Origin of the sequence: Neorhizobium galegae (assembly GCF_021391675.1) — a bacterium.
In the GTDB taxonomy this organism is placed as follows: domain Bacteria; phylum Pseudomonadota; class Alphaproteobacteria; order Rhizobiales; family Rhizobiaceae; genus Neorhizobium; species Neorhizobium galegae_B.
The window spans coordinates 1,198,484-1,222,286 of the sequence record NZ_CP090096.1; the positions used below are offsets into that span (position 1 = coordinate 1,198,484).

The following is a 23,803-nucleotide window of genomic DNA, read 5'->3' on the forward strand; positions in this document are numbered from 1 at the left end:
GGCCCGGGGAGCATGCATAATGACGGTTTGGCCGGCGCCCAAGGGGAGCCAGACCGGTTCACATAGTCGGGTTTTCAGGGAGGAAACCATGGTCATCAAAAGTCCGCAGGATTTCGGCGCGGGCATCTTGTTCATCCTTTTCGGCGCGGTCGGCCTCTATGTCGGGTCCGACCTCTCCTTCGGTTCCGCCCGCAACATGGGCCCTGGCTATTTCCCGATGATCATTTGCGGCCTGATCGCACTGATCGGGCTGATCGTCGCGGTAAAGTCGCTGGCGATCGAAGGTCCGGCCATCGAACGCATCCAGTTCCGCCCGATCGTCTTCATCCTGCTGGCGATTGCCGCCTTCGGCATCCTGATCGCTGAGATCGGCGCGGTGATCTCCTCGATCCTGTTGATCATGTTCGCCGCCTATGCACGGCGCGACGTCAAACCTGTCGAGACCGTCATCTTCGCGGTCACCACGGCGGCGTTCGTCGTTATCATCTTCGTATATGCGCTTGGGCAGCCAATGCCCGTCTGGTGGGGCAGATAATCCATGGAAGTCTTTGAACACCTCGCAACCGGCTTCATGGCTGCAGGCTCGCTCGAGAACCTGATGTTCTGTCTGATCGGCGTCGTGCTCGGCACGCTGATCGGCGTTCTGCCCGGCATCGGACCCATTCCTGCGCTTGCCATCCTGCTGCCGATCACCTTCGGGCTTGACCCGCTTTCGTCACTGATCATGCTGGCCGGCATCTATTACGGCGCACAATATGGCGGCTCCACCACCTCGATCCTGGTCAACATGCCGGGTGAAGCTTCCTCGGTCGTGACCTGTATCGAGGGACATCAAATGGCCCGCAAGGGCCGCGCAGGTGCGGCACTCGCGATCGCCGCGCTCGGCTCGTTCTTCGCCGGCACGATCGGCACCGTCTTCATCGCCGCCTTCGGTCCACCGCTCGCATCGATCGCCCAGCAGTTCAATTCGCCGGATTATTTCGCGTTGATGCTGCTCGGTCTCACCATGGCGATCGTTCTGGCGCACGGTTCGGTCCTGAAGGCCGTTGCCATGGTCTTGATCGGCCTGCTGCTCGGCCTCGTCGGCACCGATATCAACACGGGTCTTACCCGCTATACCTTCGGCCTTTCGGGCCTGTGGGAGGGCATCGACTTCCTGCCGCTGGTTCTCGGCCTCTTCGGCATCGTGGAAATCATCCGCAACCTCGAGAACCCGCCGTCGCCGCGCGAAGCGATCAGCACCCGCATGCGGGACATGTGGCCGACCAAGAAGGAATTCAAGGAAGCCTATCCGGCCGCCCTCCGCGGCACGGGCCTCGGCTCGCTCCTCGGCATCCTGCCGGGCGGCGGCGCGGTTCTTGCCTCTTTCGCCAGCTATACGCTCGAAAAGAAGATCTCGAAGAACCCGCGCAAGTTCGGCACCGGCGCAGTCGAAGGCGTCGCGGGCCCGGAAGCGGCCAACAACGCTGCCGCCCAGACCTCGTTCATCCCGCTTCTGACGCTGGGCATTCCGTCGAACCCGATCATGGCGATCATGATGGGCGCGATGATCATCCAGGGCATCCAGCCGGGTGCGGCGGTCATGACTACCCGCCCCGACCTCTTCTGGGGCATGGTCGCATCGATGTGGATCGGCAACCTGATGCTCGTCGTCATCAACCTGCCGATGATCGGCATCTGGGTGAAGCTGCTCTCGGTTCCCTACCGCCTGCTCTACCCGGCGATCCTGCTGTTTTGCGCGATCGGCGTCTACTCGACGAGCACCGAGCCGTTCATGATGGTTCTGATGATCGTCTTCACGGTCTTCGGTTACATCCTCTTCAAGCTCGGCTGCGAGCCCGCGCCCATGGTGCTCGGCTTCATCCTCGGCCCGCTGATGGAGGAAAACCTGCGCCGTTCGCTGGTCATCTCGCGCGGCGATCCGACGATCTTCATCGACCGTCCGATCTCGGCCACGCTTCTGGTGGCGACGGTCCTGATGCTCTGCCTGATCATCTTCCCGCAGTTCCGCAAGACACGCGAGGAGGCGTTCCAGGAGGAATAACGGGCATTCCGCAACAGTTTTTTGGAGGAGGAGCCAATGACTGAACAACATTTGAAACTGACAAGACGCACCCTGATTGCGGCGGCCACGATGGCCGCCGTTCTCCCCGGTGTCTCGTTCGCACAATCCAGCTATCCCAACGCTACGATCACCTTCGTATGCGCCTTTCCGGCCGGCAGCGGCGCCGACGTTCTGGTCCGCTTCTTCTCCGAAAAGGTGGCGGCGGTCTCCAAGCAGACGGTGATCGTCGAGAACAAGCCGGGCGCCAACGGCAATATCGCCGCCGAATATGTCAGCCGCGCCAAGCCGGACGGCTACACCGTCTATGTCCATTCCGGCACCTCGACCGCGGCGAACATGTCGCTGTTCAAGAAACCTGCGATCGACGTCACTCAGGCGTTGCGCGGCGTCCAGTTCATCAACAAGCAGCCCTTCATGATCGCGGTCGCGGCGGACAGCCCGATCAAGGACATGAAGCAGCTTACCGAGCATCTGAAGGCCAAGGCGGGCGACGCCACCTATGGCTCGACCGCGACCTCGGGTAAGGTTCTCGCCGAAGTCTACCTGCAGCTGGCAGGCGTCTCGGCGACCGAAGTCGCCTACAAGACCGGCCCGGATTCCCTGAACGACATCACCAGCGGCCAGCTGGATTTCGCGGCGCTCGACCCGGTCTTCGCGCTCAGCCAGCAGCGCGAGGGGCGCCTGCGGCTGCTTGCGGTCGGTTCGCCGCAGCGCATGAAGTCGACGCCCGAGATTCCGGCCATCAAGGAATATGGCCTCAATGTCGACCAGCTCGGATGGTGGGGCGTGTTCGTGCCGGCCAAGACGCCGGATGATGTCGTTCTGAAGCTGAACGCGCTGTTCCGGGACGTGCTCGACCAGCCGGCAACGGAAGCCTTCCTGAACAAGTTCGGTGGGGACGTCTACAAAGGTACGCCGAAGGAGGTCGACGAGCTTCTTGCGAAGACCGTCGAGGAGTGGCGTGCCTATGTGGCGCTGGCGAAGATCCCGCAAAACTGAGGCTTGTTCAACGGGCCTCGCGGGAAGCTTTTATGGGAATGACTGGGGCGTTCAAGGGAGGAACTTGTGCCGATGACCACTGAAATCTCACGCAGAAACCTGATGATGGCGACTGCCGCGGCGGCCGCGCTCGCGCCTTTTGGTGCGTTTGCGCAGGGCGCTTATCCGAACGGCCAGATCACGTTCGTCTGCGCCTTCCCGGCGGGCTCCGGCGCCGATGTCCTGGTCCGCTTCTTTGCCGACAAGTTCGCCAAGGTCTCCGGCCAGACGGTGATCGTCGAAAACAAGCCGGGTGCCGCCGGCAACATCGCCGCCATGTACACCGCCCGTGCCAAGCCGGACGGATATACGATCTACGTCCATTCCGGCACCTCGACGGCAGCCAACATGTCGCTGTTCAAGGCTCCGCCGATCGACGTCGTCAAGGAACTGCAGACCACCTCCTTCATCAACAAGCAGGCCTTCATGTTCGTGGTGGCTTACGACAGCCCGATCAAGGACATGAAGGAGCTGACCAAGGTGTTGAAGGAAAAGCGCAACAACGCCAGCTACGCCACGGCTGCCACCTCCGGCAAGGTTCTCGGAGAAATCTACAAGCAGGTCGCCGGTGTCGATCCGGTCGAAGTCTCGTTCAAGGACGCCAAGGATTCGCTCAACGACTTGCTGAGCGGCTCTCTCGACTACGGCGTCCACGACCCGGTTTTCTCCCTCTCGCAGGCCAACGAGAAGCGCGTCCGGATTCTTGCGACCGGTTCGCCGATCCGGCTGAAGTCGCTGCCCAACATCCCAACCGCCAAGGAACAGGGCTACGACATCGACCAGCTCGGCTGGTGGGGGTCCTTCGTTCCGAAGGCGACGCCGAAGCCGGTGGTCGACAAGATCAACGCGCTGTTCAACGAAGTCCTGGCCCAGCCCGATACCGTCGCCTTCCTCGCGAAATTCGGCGGCGACGTCTATGTCGGCACCCCGGACGAGGGTCAGGCACTGCTCGCCAAGACCGTCGAGGAGTGGAAGACGTATGTGGCCATGGCCAAGATTCCGCAAAATTAATCAACCGATTCGAAAGACCCTCTCGCCATAGTGCGGCAGGTTCTTTCGCAGGGACCCTTACGAACCGCCACAGGAGATGAAAAGTGACAAAATGGCTTAAGAAGATCGCGCAAGCCACCGCCGCCATGGCGATGCTGGCGGTCGCACAGATTGCAAACGTTACGCCCGCCCAGGCCGCCTATCCGGAGCAGACGATCACCTTCGTCTGCGCCTTCCCTGCAGGCTCCGGCGCCGACGTTCTCGTCCGCTATTTCGCGGACAAGGTGTCCAAGGTCGCCGGCGCCACGATCATCGTCGAAAACAAGCCGGGTGCGCTCAGCAACATCGCCGCTGAATACACGTCGCGCTCCAAGCCCGACGGCTACACGATCTTCGTCCATTCCGGCAACTCGATCGCCGGCAACATGTGGATCATGAAGAAGCCGCCGATCGACGTCGGTAAGGACCTGATGACGATCGCGACCATCAACAAGCAGGCCTTCATGATCGCCGTCGCCAAGGACGCGCCCTACAAGGACCTGAAGGAACTGACCGCAGCCATGAAGGAAAAGGGCGACGGTGGCTCCTATGCCGTCAACGCCACTTCGGGCAAGGTCATGGCCGAAGTCTACAAGCAGAAAGCCGGCCTCGAGACCGTTTCGGTCCAGTACAAGACCGCCGCCGACTCGCTCAACGACATCACCAGCGGCGCAATGGACTTCGGCTCCTACGATCCGGTATTTGCCCTCGCCCAGCAGCGCGAAGGCCGCTTCCGCCTTCTCGCCGTCGGCTCGCCGGAACGCATGAAGGGCGCTCCGAACATTCCAACCCTGAAGGAACAGGGCTTTGACGTCGACCAGCTCGGCTGGTGGGGTGCCATGGTTGCCAAGGGCACGCCGGAAGACATCACCACCAAGATCAACGGCTGGTTCAACACCGTTCTGCAGGCGCCGGAAACCCAGAAATTCCTCGCCGATCAGGGCGGCGACCCCTACATCTCTACCCCGGCCGAAGCCCAGGCTCTGATGATCAAGACGATCGCGGAGTGGAAGGACTACGTCGCGATCGCCCAGATTCCGCAGCAGTAAGACTTGCTGAAGCAGATAAAAAAAGCCGGTGGAAACGCCGGCTTTTTTCGTTGCGGAGAATGACGGGAAGACCTGCATCTTCCCGCAAGGAGATCCCCGTGTCAGTCCCGATAGCTCGGATCGATCCGATCCAGCTTGCGCAGCATCGCCGGCCATTCCTTCAGTCCCGGCTTGGCCGGCGACATCTCGTACATATGCGCGGTCAGTTCGGCGATCTTCTCTGCCGGAACCGTGAGACCCTGCGGCTGGGCGGCCATGGCGGCGAGTTGGGCGCGGGCGGCCTTTTCCAGCCAGAAGGTCCACACGAACGCCTCGCCGACGCTTTCGCCCGACGTCAGCGTGCCGTGGTTCTTGAGGATCATGTTCTTGTGGTCCCCAAGGTCGTGGATCAGCCTTTCCTGCTCTTCCATGTTGAGGGCCAGGCCCTCGTAGCCGTGATAGCCGATGCGGTTGTAGAAAAACATCGAATGCTGGGAGAGCGGCAGCAGGCCGCAATCGAGCATGGAAAGCGCCATGCCTGCCTCGGTATGCAGATGCATGACGCAATTCAGCTCGTGACGCGCCTTGTGCACGGCGTGGTGGATGACGAAACCGGCGCCGTTCACCGGGTAGTCAGACTTGCCGATGATCTTCGCCTCGTGGTCGATCTTAACGAGGTTGCTCGCCTTGATCTCGTCGAAGGCGAGCCCGAACGGGTTGATCAGAAAGTGGTTTTCCGTGCCCGGGACGCGGGCCGAGATATGGGTGTAGATGAGGTCGTCCCAGCCGTAGAGTGCGGCGAGGCGATAGGCGGCGGCGAGATCGACACGGACGGCCCATTCCTCGTCGGTGACCGAGGCGCGGTCGAACTCGGTAATGACTTCGCCGGACTGGTCCTGCCCTGCCAGTCCGATGACGTGACGTTGAAATGCCATGTGACTTCCTCCCTACAGTTCAAAAGCCCAGATCGCGATCGGGACCACCGGCGTCGGCAGCGGCGTTCCCTTGAAAAACGCGTGGACATTCTCGACCAGCAAAAGGGCCATGGCGAGGCGCGTTTCCGTGGTGGCACTGCCCTGATGTGGCGTCATGATGACATTCGGCATCCACAGCAGTTTTTCCGAAACCCGCGGCTCGTTGGCGAACACGTCCAGGGCCGCAAAGCCGAGCTTGCCGGCTCTAAGCGCCTCCACCAGCGCCGCTTCGTCGACGATCGAGCCGCGCGAAACGTTGACCAGCGTGCCCTGAGGTCCGAGTGCCTCCAGCACTTCGCGGTTGACAATTTTCCCGGTGTCCTCGCCGCCGCGGCTGGCGACGACGAGAAAATCGCTCTCTTTCGCCATCGCGACGAGGTCCGGCATGTAGGTATAGGGGACGGGCTTCTGCCGCGGACCATGATACGAAACCCGCATGCGAAAAGCGGCGGCCCGTTCTGCAATCGCCGCGCCGATATTGCCGAGCCCGACAATGCCGATCGCCTTGTTCTTGAGCGACCGGCCGAGCGGGACCTTTGCCGCGATCGTCGTCCATCGGCCGTCGCGGATATACTGGGTCTGGGGCACGATATCGCGGGCCGAGGCCAGCATCAGCGCCATGGCGAGGTCAGCGACATCCTCGGTCAGCAGGCCCGGCGTATTGGAAATACCGATGCCGCGCGCCTTGACGGTCGGCATGTGGATCGAGTCGATGCCGATGCCGTAACAGGCAACCAGCTTCAGGTCGGGGAATTTTGCGAGTATGTCCGCATTGGCGCCGACGCCTGGATCGGTGACCAGCACCTGCACGCCCGGCATCTCGCCGCCTGCAGCTACGTCCGCGACCGACATTTGCCGCCCGCCCATGCCTTCGAGCGTCGAGACCACCGAAGCCGGCAGGACCGCCGTCAGCACAACGATACGCATGGTTTTCTGATCTGATGTCACGGAACCGATGCCCTCCCCGGATCGAAATCTTGGAGCCGACTTTATATGGCTCCCTGCCATGACGATAGGTCTTTTCGTCGATGTCGAACGGAATTCGTCATCGACGGATTATCCGTGGATGAACTTCCAGGGACTTACCTCGCTTTCGAGCGACAGCGGCACTTCGATCAGCCACGGGCCGCCGCGCGTGATGGCAGTCTCGATTGCCGTGCGGAGATCCTCCGGCGCACGCACCCGGGCGAAATCCACATGGAAGGCGGCAGCGAGCTTGTCGAAATCCGGGTTCTTCAGCTCCGAGCCGATCAGTCGTCCGCCGAAAGCTTGGCTCTGGTCGCGCTTCACGTTGCCGAAGGCGGAATTGTTGAAGACGACGGTGATGACGTCGATGCCGTATTGGGCGGCCGTCGCCAGCTCCTGGGCGGCGAACATGAAGCCGCCATCGCCGGCGATCGATACGACCGGCACGTCCGGCCGGGCCACCTTGACGCCCAGCGCGGTTGGAAAACCGAAGCCGAGTGTGCCCTGGAAACCGGTCGAGATGAAGGTGCGGGGTTCGTAAACCGGATAGCAGTACCAGGACGCGAAACCGGACTGGCAGACCTCTTCGACAAGGATGCCGTCGTCGGGAAGGGCTGCGCGGATCGCCTGTAGATATCCGTAATGTGGCGAGATTTCCTGGATGGCTTGCGCCGTTTGCGCGCGTGCCTTTCGGATCGCCTCCTGCCAGTCGTCGGGAGGCGTCCGCGGCTTGAGCTCGTCAAGCAGCGCCGTGAGGGAGGTCTTCGCCCGGCCGAGTACGCCGAGGGCCTCCGGCGTGCGGATCAGTTCCTCCGCGTCGATTTCCAGCCGCACCACCGGCACTTCGGCTCTCGGCTTCCAACGCCAGCTCGGCACCTCGAGCCGGGTGCCGATGCCGATGACGCAATCGACCAGCGGCCACAGCTTTCGCGCCTCGGCGATTGTGAGGCCAAGTTCGTGGCGGTTGGAGACCACGCCGCGTCCGGAACGAAAGCCGACCACCGGCGCATGCAGCAATTCCGCAAGCCGCAGCACCTCGTCACGGGCCTCGAATGCGCCGGGACCGACGAAGATCATCGGCCGCTCCGCTCTGCGAATCGCCGCCGCCGCCTCGCCGATCGCTACATCCGCCACCGGATCCGGATGGTTTTCGAGCGGGCGGGCGATCTCGAATTCGCCCTCCGCCAAGAACTGTTCCCAGGGCATTTCGACCGTCGCCGGGCCGGGCTTCAGCGAGCGCATCTCGCGAAACGCATGGGCGATTGCGGCGGAGACATCCCCTGCCCTGTCTGCGCGTTCGGCGGACTTGGCGATGCCGGCGAGAACGGCGCGCTGGTCGCGCATCTCGTGCAGATGGCCGCGACCTTTGCCGAGAAACGCGGTCGGCACCTGCCCGGTCAGACACAGAACCGGCTCGTTGCAGCCCCAGGCAGTCAGAAGCGCAGCGCCCGTGTTGAGCACGCCCGGGCCTGGTACGACCGAATAGACACCGGGATTGCCCGAGGCGCGGGCGTAACCGAACGCCATGTAGGCGCAGGTCTGCTCGTGCCGCGGCGTGATCACCCGCATGCCGTCGCGCTGAAAGGCGTCAAACAGACCGTAGAGCTGGGCGCCTGGTATGCCGAAGACGGTGTCCACATGGTGAGCGCGCAGTGAAGCGACGATGGAATCGCCTCCGGTAATGGTCATGTGAGATCGTCCCTGTGAATGAAAATGTTGATTGTTCCACGTCTCACAAAGTCTTACGCGGCGTCGGGTCCAGGTTGAACAGCTTCGCCGCATTCAGCCCGAGAATATTCCGTTTCGCCTGCTCGCTCAGGAACGGCAGGTCATAGATCTCCTGCGGCAGGTCGAAATCAAAATGCGGCCAGTCCGATGCAAACAGGAGCTGGCTCTCGGCGTTGATCATTTCCAGCGTCAGCTGCAGCGCCTTCATGTTCACCGTTTCCATCGGCTGGGTCGTGTACCAGCAGTTTTCGCGCATGTATTCGCTCGGCAGCTTCTTCAGCTGCGGCGCTTCCGAGGGCCGCATCAGGTACTGGTCGTCGAGCCGCTGCATCAGGAAGGGGATCCAGGCGAGCCCGCTTTCCACCCAGATGCTCTTCAGCTTCGGAAAACGCTCCGGAATACCGTTCAGAATCCAGTTGGTCATGTGCACCATGTTGCACCAGACGAAGCCGAGCGCGTGCATGCCGAGGAACCGGTTGATGGTTGCAAGCGACTGGTCCTGCCAGTGGTAGGCCGCATGGAAGGCGATCGGCAGGTTGCGCTCCTCGAGCATTGCATAGATGCGCATGTAGTCGTTGTGATGCACCGCCTTGTGGCGGACGGAAGGCACGCAGAAGCCGATGACGCCCGGCTGGCCCGAAAATTCCTCGATGGTGCGTTCCGCTTCCTTGGGCACGTTGAAGGGCAGGTAGGCGAGCGTCTTCAGCCGGTCGTCCTTGGAGAGCACCTTGTCGATCAGCCAGCGATTATAGGCGCGGCCGAGATAGACTTCCATTTCCGGCTGCGGATGCAGCCCGAGCGTCAGCATCGGCGTCGGGAACAGCACCATGTAGTCGACGCCGAGCGCGCTCATAGCCCGGCGCGAGAGAGTGACATCGCGATGAACCCCGTCATCGACCTTTTCGCGGATGCCGGCCTGGTGCGGAATGCGGCCGCCGACATCCTGGTATTTGAGGCCCATGTCGCCGTTGAGGCCGTAGGAGGCGGTGCCCATCTTCTCGTCGTGGAAGAGCATCGCCTGGTGGCGGATGACCGGGTCCTCGATATATTGCACCAGTTCGTGCCACGAAATCGTCTCGGTGTGGTGGGCATCCACATCGCAGATCAGCCAGTCCTCGAAACCGCGCTTCTTAGCGGCCCGGTTGGCATGCGCAAGGATGTCGCGCGTATCGGTGAAGACGTCGATCTGCTGCACCGGCAATTCGCGGGCGCGATCCTTGTTGGAAATATCCATGTTCGCTCTCCTCAGGCGAAAGAGTGGATTTATGCCTCAAAGTTCATCCGGCCGGCGCCGGTACCAGAGCGCCAGTTCCATTGGCCCGAGATGCAGGGCGCGCAGGATTTCGGAAACGGCTGACAGCGCCTCGGTGGCGGTCACCGTTTCGTCGCGGGTGCCGGTCAGCGGCCGGAACGTGCGCTCCTCGCCATCGCTCTTGGCGACGTAAAGTCGGATCGCCGCCGTCATCATCCGCGCCACCGCCTCGTCGGAGACTCGCGATGCTTCGCCGTTTTCCAGCAGTTCGGCCGTCGCCTTCTCGATCTCGGCGGTGGCGTCCTCGATCCAGCCATAGGGGTCGTTGCGTAATGTGGGTTCAGAGGACGACATAGACCTGCCCCTCCCGGATCGCCAGTTCGGCCCGGTGCAGGCGGTACTTGGCCGGCCCGGCGTTGCGGCCGGTTTCCAGGTTGAATTCCCAGCCGTGCCATGGACAGGCCACATGCATGTTGTCTTCATTGTATTGAAGCGTCCGCACCTCCTGCTTTTCATCGACGGGCTCGATGACTTGAGGATAGATGCGGCCCTGACAGATCGGCCCCTGCCTGTGCGGGCACATGTTATGCCAGGCATGCAAAGCGCCCTTCACCCGAAAAATGCCGATCTCCCGCTCCCCGCAGGCAACGACCTTGCGGCCGCCATCGGCAATCTCATCCTCCGAACAAACCAGATATTCCGCCAAGGTTTCCTCCTTATCCTTCGCGATGATTTCAATATTCTTGAAGTCATTCAGTTATATTGTATAAAGATGGATGAAGACGTCAAGCGGAGAGGTCATGGACGCGTCGGTAAAACAGAAATCGGGAGGCAAGGACCCGGAGATCAAGGGCGCCGGCATCCAATCGCTTGAAAAGGGGCTGAAGGTGCTGACGGCGATCCAGCATGCCGGCCGTGCCATGCGGCTGAACGACATCGCCGCTGCTGCCGGCATGACGCCGAGCATGACGCATGGTTATCTGGTCAGCCTGGTGCGCACCGGCTTCGTCGCGCAGGACCGGCTGTCCGGCCTTTATGATCTCGGTGATGCCGCCCTGCAGCTCGGGCTTGCCTCGCTTTCCCGCACCGATTTCCTCAGCCTTGCTCGTGCGGCGATCTCGCAGCTTGCCGCCGAGCTCCGCGAGACGGTGACGCTGGCGGTGTGGAACGGCGATGCGCCTGTCGTGGTCGACAAGATCGAGGGCCGCTCCGACAGCGTCTACGAGATCAAGGTCGGCTCGCTTGTCCGCCTGTGGCCGACGGCGACCGGACGGGTCTTCATGGCCAACCTGCCAAATCTTGAATGGGAACACCACTTGCGCGCTATCATGCATCAGGGCGGCGAAGCGGAGGCCTCGATCGCCCGTTTCATAACCGAACTCGCAACGGTGCGCAGCGAAGGGTATGCCGCGACGCTGCCGTCCACGGTTCCGGACTTTTCGGCGGTCGCCGCCCCCGTCTTCGACCATCGTTCGCATCTGAAAGCGGTCGTCACCGTGCTCGGTCGACAGGATGGCTTCGATATCGCGCCTTCCGCCCTGCCGCTGACCGCAACGTTGCGTGCCGCCAGGTCCCTGTCGCTGCGGCTCGGCGCCTCAGTAAGTTGAGGGTTTTGTCCAACCTGACTTGTGCGGCTGCACTTTCTCCGCTACCCCGCTCATATAACCGTTTTGAAGAAAGTCGCCGCATCGTGATGGCTGAAGACATGAAGCCCGAAGAAGCAAGCACCAGCGATTGGGTGATGCAGCAGCCCCGGGCAATCTACTTCCTGAACCAGGCAAATCACGCCGTGCGCAGCCGGCTGGAAGTGGCGCTGTCGGCGCTGCAGATGACCGGCATCCAGTATACGGTGCTGAGCGTCATCGGCAGCCGCGAAGGCCTCTCCTCGGCCGAACTGTCGCGCCGCTTCTTCGTCACGCCGCAGACGATGAACGAACTGATCGGCGGCCTGCAGCGCCGCAATCTCATCACCCGCAAGGAAGACCCGGCCAACCGCCGCATCCTGCGCATGAGCCTGACGACCGAGGGCAAGCGGATGATCAAGGTCTGCGACGCGGCAGCCGACACCGTCGAGCGGGACGTCTTTTCCTTCCTGCCGCAGGAAAGCTACCAGCAGCTCCGCGAGCTTTGTCGGCTGGTCGCCCGCAATCTTCGCGAGCGCGACGAACCCTCGAAGGGTGAGTGACAAGTCCTCGCCTACGGCGAAAGTTCTTCGTCATCACCGCGCAAGCCCTTGGCGCCGATGCTTTACAGAACGTTGATTTGACGGCGACATAGGGTTGGTTCTTAGGTTCTCACAGCCGCCATGATGACGGTTAGAGGCTCGCGACCAGCTCGAACTCGGGCCGCGAGCCTCGTCCGGAAAATCGCCGGAACTCGAAATCACGGAGAGACCAACAGCGGCGGCGATAAACTCGACGCCCGCTGCAGGCTGGTCACACCGCCTTGCCTCGAGATCAAAGTGCCCGGCCGACCGCCCGGTCGTTCTCGAGGCGGGCGATGCAACCGGCGAGCTTGGCCAGCAGAAGATCGAAATCGATCGGCTTGGTCAGATAGTCTGCCGCACCGGCTCGCAGGCCCGTCAAAATATTGTCCTTGTCAGTCAAGGCCGACAGCAGGATGAACGGGATGTTGAAAAGCTCGGCGTGGTTCATCTGGATTTCTGCCAGGAGCTGGTGACCGTCCATGACGGGCATCGAAATGTCGCAGATGACGATGTCCGGCCAATAGGACAGGATGGCCTCCAGCCCCTCCTGCCCATTGGCGGCCTCCAGAGTTGCAAACCCGGCGTCCGTCAGTTCCTCAACGATGAGCTGGCGGATATCCGCTTCGTCGTCGATGCATAATATGGTAATCATCCTGCTATTCCCTAAGCTGCACGTTTGATGAGATTTGCGAGCGGTCCCTTGTTCGGGAGCGCCACCGTGAATGTTGTTCCCCGGCCGAGTACGCTCTCGACCGAAATCGAACCGCCATGCAGGTCAACGATCTGCTTGACAAGGTTGAGGCCGATGCCCGTGCCGGCAATCCCGGTCGCGCTGCGGGCTCGGTAATAGGGCTGGAAAAGCTTCGGCAGGTCCTCGGCATCCATGCCGATGCCGGCATCCTGGATCGACACATAGGACATGCCGTTCTTCGTCGAGGTCCGGATATGGATGTCCGGCGCCTGGGGGGCATATTTGACGGCATTCGAAAGCAGGTTGGTGAAGACCTGTTCGATCGTCGTACGATCGGCAAGGATCGTCTGCGGCAGATGCGAGAGGTCCCGGTGAATCGTGTGGGATTTGCGAACATCCATCTGCCGGGCGCAGCAGGATTCGATGATTTCCGCCAGCGAGAGGCGTTCCGGCTTCAGTGTCGTCTTGCCAGTCTCCAGTCGGCCCGCCGAGAGGATGCTCTCCATCAGATCGACCATGCGCAACACGGCGGCGCGGATCTGAGCCGACTTCTCCTCCACATACTCGGACTTCTGGGTCGTTCTCGTGCGCGACAGGCGCTGTGCTGCGGCATCGATGATGGCAAGCGGGGTGCGGAACTCATGGGAAGCCATGGTGACGAACTGACGCTGCAGGGCGTTGACATGCCGCTCTTGCGCCAGGAGCCTGTCCAGTTCCTCCCGCTGGCGCTCGATCTCCGTCGTCCGGAGCCTGACGCTCTCTTCGAGCTGGTCGCGATGGCGCATCAGTGCCAGACGGCTCTCGGAGAGGTCGAGGGTTGTCTTGCGCAGCCCGCGGCCCAGAAAGATCACCACGCCCATGGCCACGACGATACCGGCAATGCCAACCGGAGCGATCTGCTCGATGAGCATCAGGCCCGGCCGAATGGGCTGCCATGCCATATATCCAAGCGTCGAGCCGGCAGTGGCCATGACCGGAATGGCTGCAGTTGATTCGGCAGCGTCGGTGGTAAAATGCAGCGTCTCGATCCGGGCGTAACGAGCGATTTTCTCGACCGCGCTGGCATCCAGAAATCTTACGGCAACCGCAATGAATTCCTTGCCGGGGTCGACCGAGACCTCGTCGCTGCTCGGGACGATCGGTCTTGCGCTGACGACAGCCGGCCGGCCGGCGATCGAGAGGATCTTCTCCGCGAAAATCTCGGCAAGCACCGGGGGATTGGAATCGCCGGGTGCGATCCGTTTGCGGAGCACCGCGCGGATGTCTTCCCGCACGGCCGCCGCAGCCTTTTCATCGTCGAGAAAGGCCAGGGCCGCAATATCCTCGCCGTCCCGCATGGCGAAGACCAGCTCGTTCCGCTCGTTGAACACGTAAGTGCGGTCATGGCTGAAATATTTGTGCATCCATGTACCGATATTGTCGGCAATCCATGGGTGATCGTCCTTGGCGACAAGCAGGACCGCGTCGTTCCACACCGTAACGCTTTCCAGTTCATGCTGGACGGCTTTCACCTGCTCGTCGAGGCCCTGTTCGACGTAACCCTTCTGCCGGGTCAAGGCGAGATCGTCCACCTTCGCTGAGGCAAGCCACATGAAGCCGGCGAGAAGCAGCGCTGTCAGGGCCGTCAGCAATGTCAGCACGATCGTGACGTGCGATGTGATACGAATGTTCTGCTGCATATGCACCGCTTTCTCTCGGCCCATCATGCATCCAAAACATTACATTCCGCTAAATTTTAAATGCCAAGGTTGAACGGAGTATTTTCCATACAGCTGTGGGTGGGACGTCAAGCGGCGATGGTCGTCCTGGTGGTTGAACCGACGCTACGGGGAAGAAACGACCTCCCTTCCCCGACTATAACCAGGATGCTGGGCTTTTGGGCAACCGACCGTCGGGGTCCGTGACCGTGAGCTTCGGCTGGTCCTTGCCGTTCCAGCGCCAGAGGGTAACGCAGGTTCCGCCCGGCGACATGAAGGACGGATAGATAAGGCCGTCGCAGCCATCATGGAGCAGCCTTTCTGCGAGGAGATGCGTCGATGGTATCCGGCCGGCATCGAGATCGGCCCGCCATTCGCAGCGGTGGATGGTCTCGTCGACACCAAGACCAACCAGAACCTCGGGGTTGGTCAGATCGGCGAGCCGCGCGCCGTCGAGCCGAAGCTGCGCGATCAACGCCGGGTGCTGTACGAAACCCTGATTGTACTCCGCCCAGGCGGTGGAAAGCTCGCGCGCCGCATAGATGGTCGCTGCGCCGACCGGGTTCCAGCGGCCGCCGAAACGGGCAGCGCCGTCCCCGGAAAGCGGCGCATGCGCCCAGCGCGGCACATAGGCACGCCAGAGGATGCCCGATTCAGAGGCCAATTCAGGCATAAACGCCGGAGCGCACCGCCTCCAGATAAGCGAGTACCTTGTCGGCCTTGCCCTCGCCGACGAGGTCGTAAGCCGTCTTGCCGGCCCAGCCGGGGATAGGCTGGTGCTTGAACCAGATCGCCGCGCGGTTCTCGTCGCCGGCCATCTCGCTCGCCATCGCCAGGATGCGGACGACCGGGGAGAGCGCCAGATCGACCTTGCGGGCGCCGCTTTTGGCCGTCAGCGTGTTGCGGGCGACACCGATCAGTTTTGCCAGTTCCGCATGCGTCAGGCCGAGAAGATTGGACACCCGCCGCGCCGATAGAAGCGCGGACTGGGGTTCACGGAAAGCGGCGGCGCCGATTTCAAAAACATGAGCCATGAGAAAGTCCTGATCCAGTTTTGATCATCTACCGCTCAATATGAGCTCAATATCCGCACATTTCAAGCACTACGGCTAGTCATCGTCGTCTTCCAGTTCCGGCTCGACGAAATCGTCGACCGGCAGCGTGCGGCTCAGCAGTCCGGCGTCCTCCAGCATTTCCGTATCCGGCAGGTCGCGCAGCGTGTCGAAGCCGAAAGCGGTGAGGAAGGCCGGTGTGGTGATATAGGTATATGGCGCACCGGGCGTCGGACTGCGCGGACCAGAGGCGAGGAAGCCGAGCTGCCGCAGCGTCGCGATCGTATCACGGCTCACCTCGCGCCCGAAAATCTTCGAGATTTCGGCGCGCGTCACCGGCTGGAAATAACCGACCGTCATCAGCACCAACGCCTGGTGATCGGTCAGATCTGCCGGAGGGGCATTGGCGGCGCCGGAGGCATGGATGACATCGGCAAACTCCGGCCGCGTGCGATGCTGCCAGCCGCCAGCGACCGCGACGAGTTCATAAGGCCGGCCGCCGAGTGACTCGCGGATCTCCTCGATGATCGCTTCGATATCGCAGTCCTCGCCGACGACGCGCTCCAGCGCCTTTCGGGTGACCGGCTCGGAAGAGGCAAAGATCACCGCCTCCACCCGCGCCGCCCATTGGCGATGCCGCTCCTCCTGCGTCAGATGGAGAAGCTCCTTGTCGAGTACGATTTGCCGCGCCCGCTTCGCCATGCTCAGAGCCCGTAGATGCGGAAGGTGGGACGGCCGGAAAGCTCGCGCACCGCTTCCAGCTGCTGCAGCCGCTCGAACAGCCGGCGCGACGCAAAACGGGAAAGGTTCGGCGTTTGCAGCGAGCCCGACACGGCGTCATCGGAGAGCAGCAGGCGCAGCCCGTCCTCCGCCCCTTTGGCACGCAGCTTCGGCGTGACGACGGCAAGCCGCTCGGCGCGTCGGGCAATCTCCGCCGCCAGCCGGCCGGCTTCGGTCGCGGCATGCACCAGGGCCAGGCAGATCGCCCGCTCGAACCCCTGTTCGCCGGGCCGGATGCGGCCGCGCCCGCCTTCGGCGCGGAACACCGAAGAAAAGCGCTGGCTCATCAACAGCGGCACCGGCACGGACCAGCGCAGCTTCTGCGCCAGAAGGAGATCGGCGAGCCACCAGCCAAGCGCTTCGGCATCCGGGCGGATCGTGTGCGTCTCGCGGATGATCGCCGCGGCCGCAAACGGCGCGGCTGATCCGGCCAGGCCGAGGTCGTCAAAAGTCTGCGCGAGGGTTGCCAGCGGCTCGTCCCATTTGATGCCGAGCATGCCGGCTGTCGCCTGCAGCACCTCTGCATCGAGCGTGGCCGAACGCGAGCCAAGCCGCTTCCAGGCCGAAAGGATCTGCCCGGCCGGACCGGGATCGTCTCCCGGCTTGCGCAACAGCCAGGCATCGCGCAGCGCCGCCTCGTCTTCCGATCGCCCCGCAAGCCGTACCGCCGCCGACGCGCATTTCAGGGCCAGCCGCTGCCGCCAGGCGCCGGCCCAGTCGGGTTCGGCCCGAACGATCTGATCGAGCGGATAAAGCGCGCCGCCCGCCATGAATGCCGCATCCGCGGTGTCCGCGGCAAAGGTCTGGGGACCTGCCCAGCGAGCTGCCGGGAGGGGCTGAAACGGCGTTTTCGGTGATACGGCCTTGGGAATCATGGCGACGAGCGTAAATTTTATGTGCGCTTGTGGCCATCGATCACGCGGCAATCCGCACCGTCAGCCGGCGGATTTGCACCGTTATTTGTAGTACGTCCCGCGACATCGGATTGGAGCCGGTATCTGTCACAGGGACAAAGCAGCTCGATCCGCCGCTATCCGTGGGGCGCCGCCGCCGCAAAGCCGCAGAAAATCGGCAAACGATGCCTCTGCCACCGTCGATCAATAGGAGTTGAGTTTTGCGGATCGCCAGGCCGCCCTACATAGGGTGGGGCTGGCCAAGGAGGATTTCAGTTTGACGTTTCATCGGATGATTGCATCTCTCGCGGTAGTCCTTGCCCTTTCAGCGCCAGTTCTGGCGCAGCAGCCGCGCGGCGGAGACGAGAACCGCGAGCGCGGCCGCCAGACGGAGCAGAGCGCCGGCGGCGGCATATTCAGCCTGATCCCGGCCGATTCCACCACCGAACATGTCTTCAAGGCGCCTTCCGGCGATCTTCCCTATACCGCGACAGCCGGCACGCTCGATCTGTTCGGCCAGGACGGCAACCGCTCGGCGAAGATCTTTTATACCGCCTATATCGCCAGGAACCGGGCACCTTCTGCTTCAGAGGGCGGCCGGCCGCTAACCTTCGCCTTCAATGGCGGCCCGGGCGCTGCCTCCGCTTATCTGCATCTCGGCCTGGCCGGCCCGAAAATCCTGGAATTCGGGGCGACCGGCGACAACGGCACGACGCCCCGGCTGAAGGACAATCCCGAAAGCTGGCTCGCGTTCACCGATCTCGTGCTGATCGATCCGGTTGGTACCGGCTGGAGCCGCGCCGCCAGCAACGACGCGGCCGGCGGTTATTACGGCGTGCGGCAGGATGCCGACAGCCTGTCCAAGGCGATCGCGCTCTACGTCCAGAAGAACAACCGGCTCGATGCGCCGAAATACCTGCTAGGTGAGAGTTACGGCGGTTTTCGCGCCGCCAAGGTCGCCGTGTCTCTGAAGAACAGTCAGGGGATGCTGGTCTCTGGCATCATCATGCTGTCGCCGCTGGTGGAAGGCCGTTTTCTTGCCAATTCCGACGATCCCTTGAGTGCGGCGCTGCAGCTTCCCTCGCTCGCCGCAGCCGAGCTGGAGCGCCGCAACCAGTTCACGCCGGAAAAGCTTGCCGATGCCGAGCGTTTCGCCATCGGTGACTATCTCATAGGACTTGCCGGCCCCTCCCCCACCGGCCAGACGGCCGATGCGCTCTATGGCCGGGTTTCCGAGCTCACCGGCATTCCGAAGGAAATCGTTGCCCGAACCCGCGGTTTCGTCGGCGACGTCTATGCAAAGCAGATGGGCGGACCGGGAAAGATCGTCAGCCCCTATGACGCTGCCTACGCGGTGCCGGATGCCTATCCGGAAGATGCCGTCACCCGCAACGACGACCCGATCCTCGAAGGTTACACGCGCGCCTATGGCGCCGCCTTTGCCGCCTATGCCCGCAACGAACTGGGTTTTGCGACCGAAATGACCTATTCGCTGCTGAACGAGGAGGTGAACCGTCGCTGGGAGTGGAACGGCAGCCGTGGCGGCGACTCGCGCTCGCTCGCCAGCGCCAGCACCGATATCCGCGACCTGCTTTCGGTCATCCCGTCCTTCAAGCTGATGATCGCCCACGGCTACAGCGACGCGCTGACGCCTTACGGCGCCAGCCGCTACGTCATCGACCACCTGCCGCCCGAACTCGCTGCCGGCCGCGCCGAGCTCAAGGTCTATCGCGGCGGGCACATGTTCTACACCAGGCCGGATTCGCGCCGGAGTTTTGCGGGTGACGTCAGGGCGTTTTACGAGGCCAAGGCAACGGATTGAATTCGCCAGCCGTTCGATGACGGCAAGGTCACCGGGATGTGAATGCATCGCGCCTTGCTGGCCTAGGCTCGAAACCGCTACTAGCTCAGATACGTTGATTTTCAGAAAGATCTTTCGGTCCATGACCAGTGAATACCAGATGTCGCGGCGCGCCTTCGTGATAGGCTCCGTCTCGATGACCGCGACGCTTGCCGGCTGCGCCACCACCGCTGAACGGGCTCCGGTTCCGGAAATGGCCCGCCGTCCGATCGAACCCCCGAGCGAAGCGGAACTGCAGGCCCGATACGCCGCCGTCGAGGACAGCGGCCATCTCCTGCCGGCGATCCCCTACAAGCAGATCGACCCGAAATATTATCGCCAGCGCGTGGTCGATCCGACCGGCGAACTGCCGGGCACGGTGGTCGTCGATACACCCGGCCGTTTTCTCTACGTGGTCGAACCCGGTGGCACCGCGATGCGCTACGGCGTCGGCATCGGCAAGGACGGTTTTGCCTGGCAGGGCGAAGGCGTCATTCACTGGCGCCAGCCCTGGCCGCGCTGGAAACCGCCGAACGAGATGGTCGCGCGTCAGCCGAGCCTCAAGAAGTTCTCCATCGAGAACGGCGGCATGGATCCGGGCGTCAAGAACCCGCTTGGTGCGCGGGCGCTTTACATCTTCCAGAATGGCCAGGATACGCTCTACCGCCTGCATGGCTCGCCGGAATGGGCTTCCATCGGCAAGGCGACGTCGTCGGGCTGCGTGCGTCTGGTCAACCAGGACGTCATGGATCTCTATACGCGCGTCCCCTACCACGCCCGGATCGTCGTGCATCAGGATGTGCTTAGGGCCGTTCCTGCCGTATGACGCGGCGGCCGAGATGATGTTGTTTCGCCGCGGCTGCATGATGTAAGAAGCTCGGCGCCGCATCGAGGGAAGCGGCGGTAAAAGCGGTCGGAGGCTTAACTGGATCTAGACGACGAGACGCCGCAATCCGATGCACCGACGCCGCGCATGCTCTCCTGGGCGCGCAATTCGACGATCTATCGCATAAACCGGCGGATGCACACGGAGAAGCAGCTTTTCGACGCCATAGCGCGCAAGGCACGTCAGAAATTCGAGGATATCGGCGAGGTCCAGGTCAGGGCGCTCGCCGAATTCGCCGTGAAGTTCGCCTATGATAACAAGGCGCTGGATGATGCCGCCTTTGCCGAGATGAGCACTCGCTCGGGCATGCGCGGCGGCAGGTCCAGACGGGCCATCGCCCAGAAACTGTCGCAGAAGGGCGTGGCGAGCAGCACCGTGGCGGCCGCCATTGCCGAGGCGGATGATTTCCACGCGGCCCTCATCCTGGCCCGCAAACGCGCCTTCGGGCCGTTCCGCAAGGGCGAACTCGACGAAAAACGCAAGGCGAAGGAATTCTCCGCCTTCGCCAGGGCAGGTTTCAGTTTCGATATCGGCAAGAGAATCTTCGAGATGTCACTCGATGAGGCCGAGGAAGCGCTGGATGCGGGCCACCACCTCTAGACATCAGGCGCTGTGCCCTCGGCCCTACTTGAGCGCCGGGTCGTCAAGCGCCGGATTGTAGAAGAGCGACAGCGTCAGGCTTCGCGCGATCCGGTCCGCCGTCGCCATGAACCAGGCTTTCGCCTCCGGGCTCGGAGCAATGTCGTCCAGCGTCGCGGCAAACAGCGCCAGCCATTTCGGGAAAAGCTCGGGCGTCATATTGGCGACGCCGAGATGCGCCTGGACCGGCTTTCCGCCATAGGCACCGTTGCGGAAAGCGACGGAGGACCAGAAGCTCTTCATTTTCGCCATATGCTCCGGCCAGCGTCCGGAAAGCCGTGCGTCGAATACGGGTCCCAGTTCCGGATGCGCCAGAATGCGGCCGTAAAACGTATCGACCAGCGTGCCGATGAAGGCGTCGTCGATGCCGATCGCCTTCATTTCCGCTTCCGCTCGTTCCCGGATCGCCGCGATATGCGCCGCGCGTCCCTGCAATTCGTCGCTCATCTCAAAACCTTGGGTTCCGCCGCATTTGCGGCCCCCCTTATATAGGCGCTGCGGATGCGGGACCCAAGGCCTGATGCCCGGTTGCGACGATGTGTCAGAGAGTGGTGCGGGTACTTCGAAGACGTTGAAATTCAGCCGCGCCGCAGCATATCCCTTTTGCCGCGAGAGCGGCTAGGGGTTCATGGATAGAGACGAGGCTGATGCGCAAGCGGGAATTTCTGATCGGCGGGGCTGCGCTGACACTGTGGGCGACAGCGGGAGGTCAAGGCATGGCGGCGTCGAGTAAACCGATTGATGTCGCAGCGCTTGCGGCGCTGCGACCCGGCATGCCGATGTCTGCCGTCGAGAACGCGATGGGTTCGGCTTGGCGGGCTCCGGCGCCGCATAAGGGCGGCCTGATCGACATTCTCGAAAAAACGTATGGCGTAGTCGTGCGGATCGATCGGAAGGGACTGATCGGCAGCGTTAATTTCAACTCCCGCTTCGAGCATACGATTGCCGGCGTTCCCATGGGTATTTCGCTTGCCGATCTTCGCGCCACTGTGCCCGACATGCAGATCGGCGAGGAAAGCAAGGTACGGCGTGCCACCCGTTTCGGCAGGAAACAATTGCCGGAAGGCGAGCTTTCCGCCCGCATCACCTATGACACGGTCTACGAGATCAACATTTCCAATCCCGGTGCCGAATATAGGGAGCCGACCGCGCCGCCCTACCCGGCCGCAAGCGGCGATCCCGGCGCGCCTTTCTCGGATGTTAACCTGAAGCTGGCAGTGCTCTCTGCCCTTTTGCGTGCCAAGGCGATTGATCTCGGCACGCCGGAAGAGCTTGCGGGCCATGTGCTGGGCCGCCCGGTCGACCTGGAAAAGGAGGGCTATGAGCGCATTCCGGAAGCGCTGGATTATCTCTCCCGCTATCCTCTGACCGACGAACTCCTGGCTTCCGTCGACTGGATCGAATTCGACGGAGGTGCCGCGATCTACCCCTATGTCTGGTATTTCTGGGGCGGAGAGGAAAATGCCTTCGATATCAAGGACCTGTCAGGTATCCGCTTCTGCCCGAACCTGAAATTCATCTCCGTGATATCGATGATCGACAAGGTTGATATTCGCGACCTAGCGCCTCTCAGGAAACTGGAACGGGTCAGCATCAACGTTCCGTCCGAAAACATCGAGGCATTGCTCGATCTGCCGTCGCTCAGACAAGCGGGCCGTTTTTCCGGGGTGCCGGCCGCACGCGGAGTTTTGGAAACGTTGAAGCAGCGCGGCGTGCAGGTGAACTAGATCTGGGACGACCCCATCGGCGTCAAACCTGCCCTCGGCCACGTTTCGGGAAAACGGGGAGCTCCCTCCCCGTTCAGGGCCGTTCAGGGGAGGAAGAGGCTTTGGATCACACGCGTTCCAGAGCCACCGCAATCCCCTGCCCGACGCCGATGCACATCGTGGCGAGTGCGTATCTGCCCTTGCGGAGCGACAGTTCGAGCGCTGCCGTGCCGGAAATGCGGGCGCCGGACATGCCGAGCGGGTGGCCGAGCGCGATCGCGCCGCCGTTTGGGTTGATATATTCGGCATCTTCCTGCAGGCCAAGTTCGCGCAGGACGGCGATGCCCTGGCTTGCAAAGGCTTCGTTGAGTTCGATCACGTCGAAATCCTTCGGCGAGATGCCGAGACGGGCGCAAAGCTTCTGGGTGGCAGGCGCAGGGCCGATGCCCATGATGCGCGGCGGAACGCCGGCTGTGGCGCCACCCATGACGCGGGCGATCGGGGTCAATCCGTACTTCTTCGCCGCCGCTTCCGACGCGATGATCAGGGCCGCCGCGCCGTCGTTGACGCCGGAGGCGTTGCCGGCGGTCACCGTCGCGCCCTCGATCTTGTTCAGAACCCTGAGCTTGGCGAGCGCTTCCATGTTGGTTGCGCGCGGATGTTCGTCCTTCGAAACGACCACCGGATCGCCCTTGCGCTGCGGGATGGTGACCGAGGTGATTTCCTTGGCGAGGCGGCCGTTCTCCTGAGCCGCCGAGGCTTTTGCCTGGCTGCGGACGGCAAACGCGTCCTGGTCCTCGCGCGAAACCTTGTAGTCGATCGCCACGTTGTCGCCGGTTTCCGGCATGGAATCGACGCCATACTGCTTCTTCATCAGCGGATTGACGAAACGCCATCCGATCGTGGTGTCGTAGATCTCGGCGTTGCGCGAGAACGCGGTATCGGCCTTCGGCATCACGAAGGGCGCTCTGGACATGCTTTCGACGCCGCCGGCGATCATCAGTTCGGCCTCGCCGGCCTTGATGGCGCGGGCAGCGGTGATGACCGCATCCATGCCCGAACCACAGAGGCGGTTCATGGTGGTGCCGCCGAGCGAGACCGGCAGTCCAGCAAGCAGCGCAGACATGCGGGCGACGTTGCGGTTGTCTTCGCCAGCCTGGTTGGCGCAGCCGTAGATGACATCGGCAACCGCTTCCCAATCGACGGAAGCGTTACGTTCCATCAATGCTTTCAAAGGGATCGCACCAAGGTCGTCGGCGCGAACGGCGGAGAGCGAGCCGCCGAAACGGCCGATCGGAGTGCGGATGTAATCGCAGATATAGGCTTCGGTCAT

At 62.5% G+C, this 23,803-nt stretch carries 25 protein-coding genes; 11 read left to right on the plus strand and 14 right to left on the minus strand.

Annotated features, from left to right (window positions below; genetic code table 11):
- Window positions 1-88: 88 nt before the first annotated feature.
- The 5 genes from LZK81_RS28390 to LZK81_RS28410 all read left to right on the plus strand — a co-directional run bounded on the left by LZK81_RS28390 (window position 89) and on the right by LZK81_RS28410 (window position 5,181).
- A complete protein-coding gene (locus LZK81_RS28390) occupies window positions 89-535 on the plus strand; it encodes a tripartite tricarboxylate transporter TctB family protein (protein WP_046605988.1) in 447 nt (148 codons plus the stop codon).
- A 3-nt stretch (window positions 536-538) separates the two neighbouring features.
- Window positions 539-2,044: a tripartite tricarboxylate transporter permease gene (locus tag LZK81_RS28395; RefSeq protein WP_046605987.1), complete on the plus strand. Its 1,506-nt coding sequence runs from the start codon at window positions 539-541 to the stop codon at window positions 2,042-2,044.
- A gap of 36 nt (window positions 2,045-2,080) precedes the next feature.
- Window positions 2,081-3,064 (plus strand): Bug family tripartite tricarboxylate transporter substrate binding protein, encoded by a 984-nt coding sequence (locus LZK81_RS28400; RefSeq protein WP_233957341.1) that lies wholly within the window; start codon window positions 2,081-2,083, stop codon window positions 3,062-3,064.
- A gap of 72 nt (window positions 3,065-3,136) precedes the next feature.
- A complete protein-coding gene (locus LZK81_RS28405; RefSeq protein WP_233957342.1) occupies window positions 3,137-4,114 on the plus strand; it encodes a Bug family tripartite tricarboxylate transporter substrate binding protein in 978 nt (325 codons plus the stop codon).
- An 83-nt stretch (window positions 4,115-4,197) separates the two neighbouring features.
- Window positions 4,198-5,181, plus strand: a complete 984-nt coding sequence (locus LZK81_RS28410; protein ID WP_080952516.1) for a Bug family tripartite tricarboxylate transporter substrate binding protein — start codon at window positions 4,198-4,200, stop codon at window positions 5,179-5,181.
- A 101-nt stretch (window positions 5,182-5,282) separates the two neighbouring features.
- Here LZK81_RS28410 and LZK81_RS28415 read toward each other — a convergent pair whose 3' ends face one another.
- The 6 genes from LZK81_RS28415 to LZK81_RS28440 all read right to left on the minus strand — a co-directional run bounded on the left by LZK81_RS28415 (window position 5,283) and on the right by LZK81_RS28440 (window position 10,786).
- Window positions 5,283-6,095, minus strand: coding sequence for a class II aldolase/adducin family protein (locus tag LZK81_RS28415; RefSeq protein ID WP_233957343.1), 813 nt, complete (start codon window positions 6,093-6,095; stop codon window positions 5,283-5,285).
- 12 nt (window positions 6,096-6,107) lie between these two features.
- Window positions 6,108-7,082 (minus strand): 2-hydroxyacid dehydrogenase, encoded by a 975-nt coding sequence (locus tag LZK81_RS28420; protein ID WP_233957344.1) that lies wholly within the window; start codon window positions 7,080-7,082, stop codon window positions 6,108-6,110.
- Window positions 7,083-7,190: 108 nt separating this feature from the next.
- Window positions 7,191-8,789: a thiamine pyrophosphate-dependent enzyme gene (locus LZK81_RS28425; RefSeq protein ID WP_233957345.1), complete on the minus strand. Its 1,599-nt coding sequence runs from the start codon at window positions 8,787-8,789 to the stop codon at window positions 7,191-7,193.
- A gap of 43 nt (window positions 8,790-8,832) precedes the next feature.
- Complete coding sequence (locus LZK81_RS28430) at window positions 8,833-10,062, minus strand: amidohydrolase family protein (RefSeq protein ID WP_007761608.1); 1,230 nt, start codon at window positions 10,060-10,062, stop codon at window positions 8,833-8,835.
- A gap of 36 nt (window positions 10,063-10,098) precedes the next feature.
- Window positions 10,099-10,434 (minus strand): hypothetical protein, encoded by a 336-nt coding sequence (locus LZK81_RS28435; protein ID WP_037084912.1) that lies wholly within the window; start codon window positions 10,432-10,434, stop codon window positions 10,099-10,101.
- Window positions 10,421-10,786, minus strand: a complete 366-nt coding sequence (locus LZK81_RS28440; protein ID WP_046605982.1) for a Rieske (2Fe-2S) protein — start codon at window positions 10,784-10,786, stop codon at window positions 10,421-10,423. The genes LZK81_RS28435 and LZK81_RS28440 overlap by 14 nt, the downstream gene beginning before the upstream one ends.
- Before the next feature lie 94 nt (window positions 10,787-10,880).
- On the opposite strand from LZK81_RS28440, the gene LZK81_RS28445 reads away from it, so the two are divergent.
- Both LZK81_RS28445 and LZK81_RS28450 read left to right on the plus strand, forming a co-directional pair.
- On the plus strand, window positions 10,881-11,687 hold the full coding sequence (locus LZK81_RS28445; RefSeq protein WP_233957346.1) for an IclR family transcriptional regulator: 807 nt from the start codon (window positions 10,881-10,883) through the stop codon (window positions 11,685-11,687).
- Window positions 11,688-11,785: 98 nt separating this feature from the next.
- Window positions 11,786-12,265 carry a MarR family winged helix-turn-helix transcriptional regulator gene (locus LZK81_RS28450; RefSeq protein ID WP_233957347.1) on the plus strand — a complete coding sequence of 160 codons (480 nt, stop codon included), beginning with the start codon at window positions 11,786-11,788 and terminating at the stop codon, window positions 12,263-12,265.
- 271 nt (window positions 12,266-12,536) lie between these two features.
- On the opposite strand, the gene LZK81_RS28455 is transcribed toward LZK81_RS28450, so the two are convergent.
- The 6 genes from LZK81_RS28455 to LZK81_RS28480 all read right to left on the minus strand — a co-directional run bounded on the left by LZK81_RS28455 (window position 12,537) and on the right by LZK81_RS28480 (window position 17,381).
- Window positions 12,537-12,938, minus strand: a complete 402-nt coding sequence (locus LZK81_RS28455) for a response regulator transcription factor (RefSeq protein WP_046605980.1) — start codon at window positions 12,936-12,938, stop codon at window positions 12,537-12,539.
- 11 nt (window positions 12,939-12,949) lie between these two features.
- The gene (locus LZK81_RS28460) at window positions 12,950-14,656 is read right to left on the minus strand and encodes a sensor histidine kinase (RefSeq protein WP_233957348.1); all 1,707 of its coding nucleotides are present in this window, start codon (window positions 14,654-14,656) and stop codon (window positions 12,950-12,952) included.
- 175 nt (window positions 14,657-14,831) lie between these two features.
- Window positions 14,832-15,347, minus strand: a complete 516-nt coding sequence (locus LZK81_RS28465) for an RES family NAD+ phosphorylase (RefSeq protein ID WP_233957349.1) — start codon at window positions 15,345-15,347, stop codon at window positions 14,832-14,834.
- The gene (locus tag LZK81_RS28470; protein ID WP_233957350.1) at window positions 15,340-15,708 is read right to left on the minus strand and encodes an antitoxin Xre/MbcA/ParS toxin-binding domain-containing protein; all 369 of its coding nucleotides are present in this window, start codon (window positions 15,706-15,708) and stop codon (window positions 15,340-15,342) included. The genes LZK81_RS28465 and LZK81_RS28470 overlap by 8 nt, the downstream gene beginning before the upstream one ends.
- 75 nt (window positions 15,709-15,783) lie before the next feature.
- Window positions 15,784-16,428, minus strand: a complete 645-nt coding sequence (scpB, locus tag LZK81_RS28475) for an SMC-Scp complex subunit ScpB (protein ID WP_233957351.1) — start codon at window positions 16,426-16,428, stop codon at window positions 15,784-15,786.
- Between the two features lie 2 nt (window positions 16,429-16,430).
- Complete coding sequence (locus LZK81_RS28480) at window positions 16,431-17,381, minus strand: DUF1403 family protein (RefSeq protein ID WP_233957352.1); 951 nt, start codon at window positions 17,379-17,381, stop codon at window positions 16,431-16,433.
- 310 nt (window positions 17,382-17,691) lie between these two features.
- Here LZK81_RS28480 and LZK81_RS28485 point away from each other — a divergent pair, with 310 nt between their 5' ends.
- The 3 genes from LZK81_RS28485 (at window position 17,692) to recX (ending at window position 20,725) form a co-directional block, all read left to right on the plus strand.
- Window positions 17,692-19,221, plus strand: coding sequence for a S10 family peptidase (locus LZK81_RS28485; RefSeq protein WP_233957353.1), 1,530 nt, complete (start codon window positions 17,692-17,694; stop codon window positions 19,219-19,221).
- 121 nt (window positions 19,222-19,342) lie between these two features.
- Window positions 19,343-20,065, plus strand: a complete 723-nt coding sequence (locus LZK81_RS28490) for a L,D-transpeptidase (protein ID WP_233957354.1) — start codon at window positions 19,343-19,345, stop codon at window positions 20,063-20,065.
- Window positions 20,066-20,212: 147 nt separating this feature from the next.
- Window positions 20,213-20,725: a recombination regulator RecX gene (recX, locus tag LZK81_RS28495; protein ID WP_233957355.1), complete on the plus strand. Its 513-nt coding sequence runs from the start codon at window positions 20,213-20,215 to the stop codon at window positions 20,723-20,725.
- Window positions 20,726-20,749: 24 nt separating this feature from the next.
- On the opposite strand, the gene LZK81_RS28500 is transcribed toward recX, so the two are convergent.
- Window positions 20,750-21,211, minus strand: coding sequence for a group III truncated hemoglobin (locus LZK81_RS28500; RefSeq protein WP_233957356.1), 462 nt, complete (start codon window positions 21,209-21,211; stop codon window positions 20,750-20,752).
- Window positions 21,212-21,480: 269 nt separating this feature from the next.
- On the opposite strand from LZK81_RS28500, the gene LZK81_RS28505 reads away from it, so the two are divergent.
- Entirely contained in the window at window positions 21,481-22,491 is a 1,011-nt protein-coding gene (locus LZK81_RS28505) for a DUF7256 domain-containing protein (RefSeq protein ID WP_233957357.1), read from the plus strand.
- A gap of 106 nt (window positions 22,492-22,597) precedes the next feature.
- Here the strand turns inward: LZK81_RS28505 and pcaF are convergent, their stop codons facing one another.
- The gene (gene pcaF / locus LZK81_RS28510; protein ID WP_233957358.1) at window positions 22,598-23,803 is read right to left on the minus strand and encodes a 3-oxoadipyl-CoA thiolase; all 1,206 of its coding nucleotides are present in this window, start codon (window positions 23,801-23,803) and stop codon (window positions 22,598-22,600) included.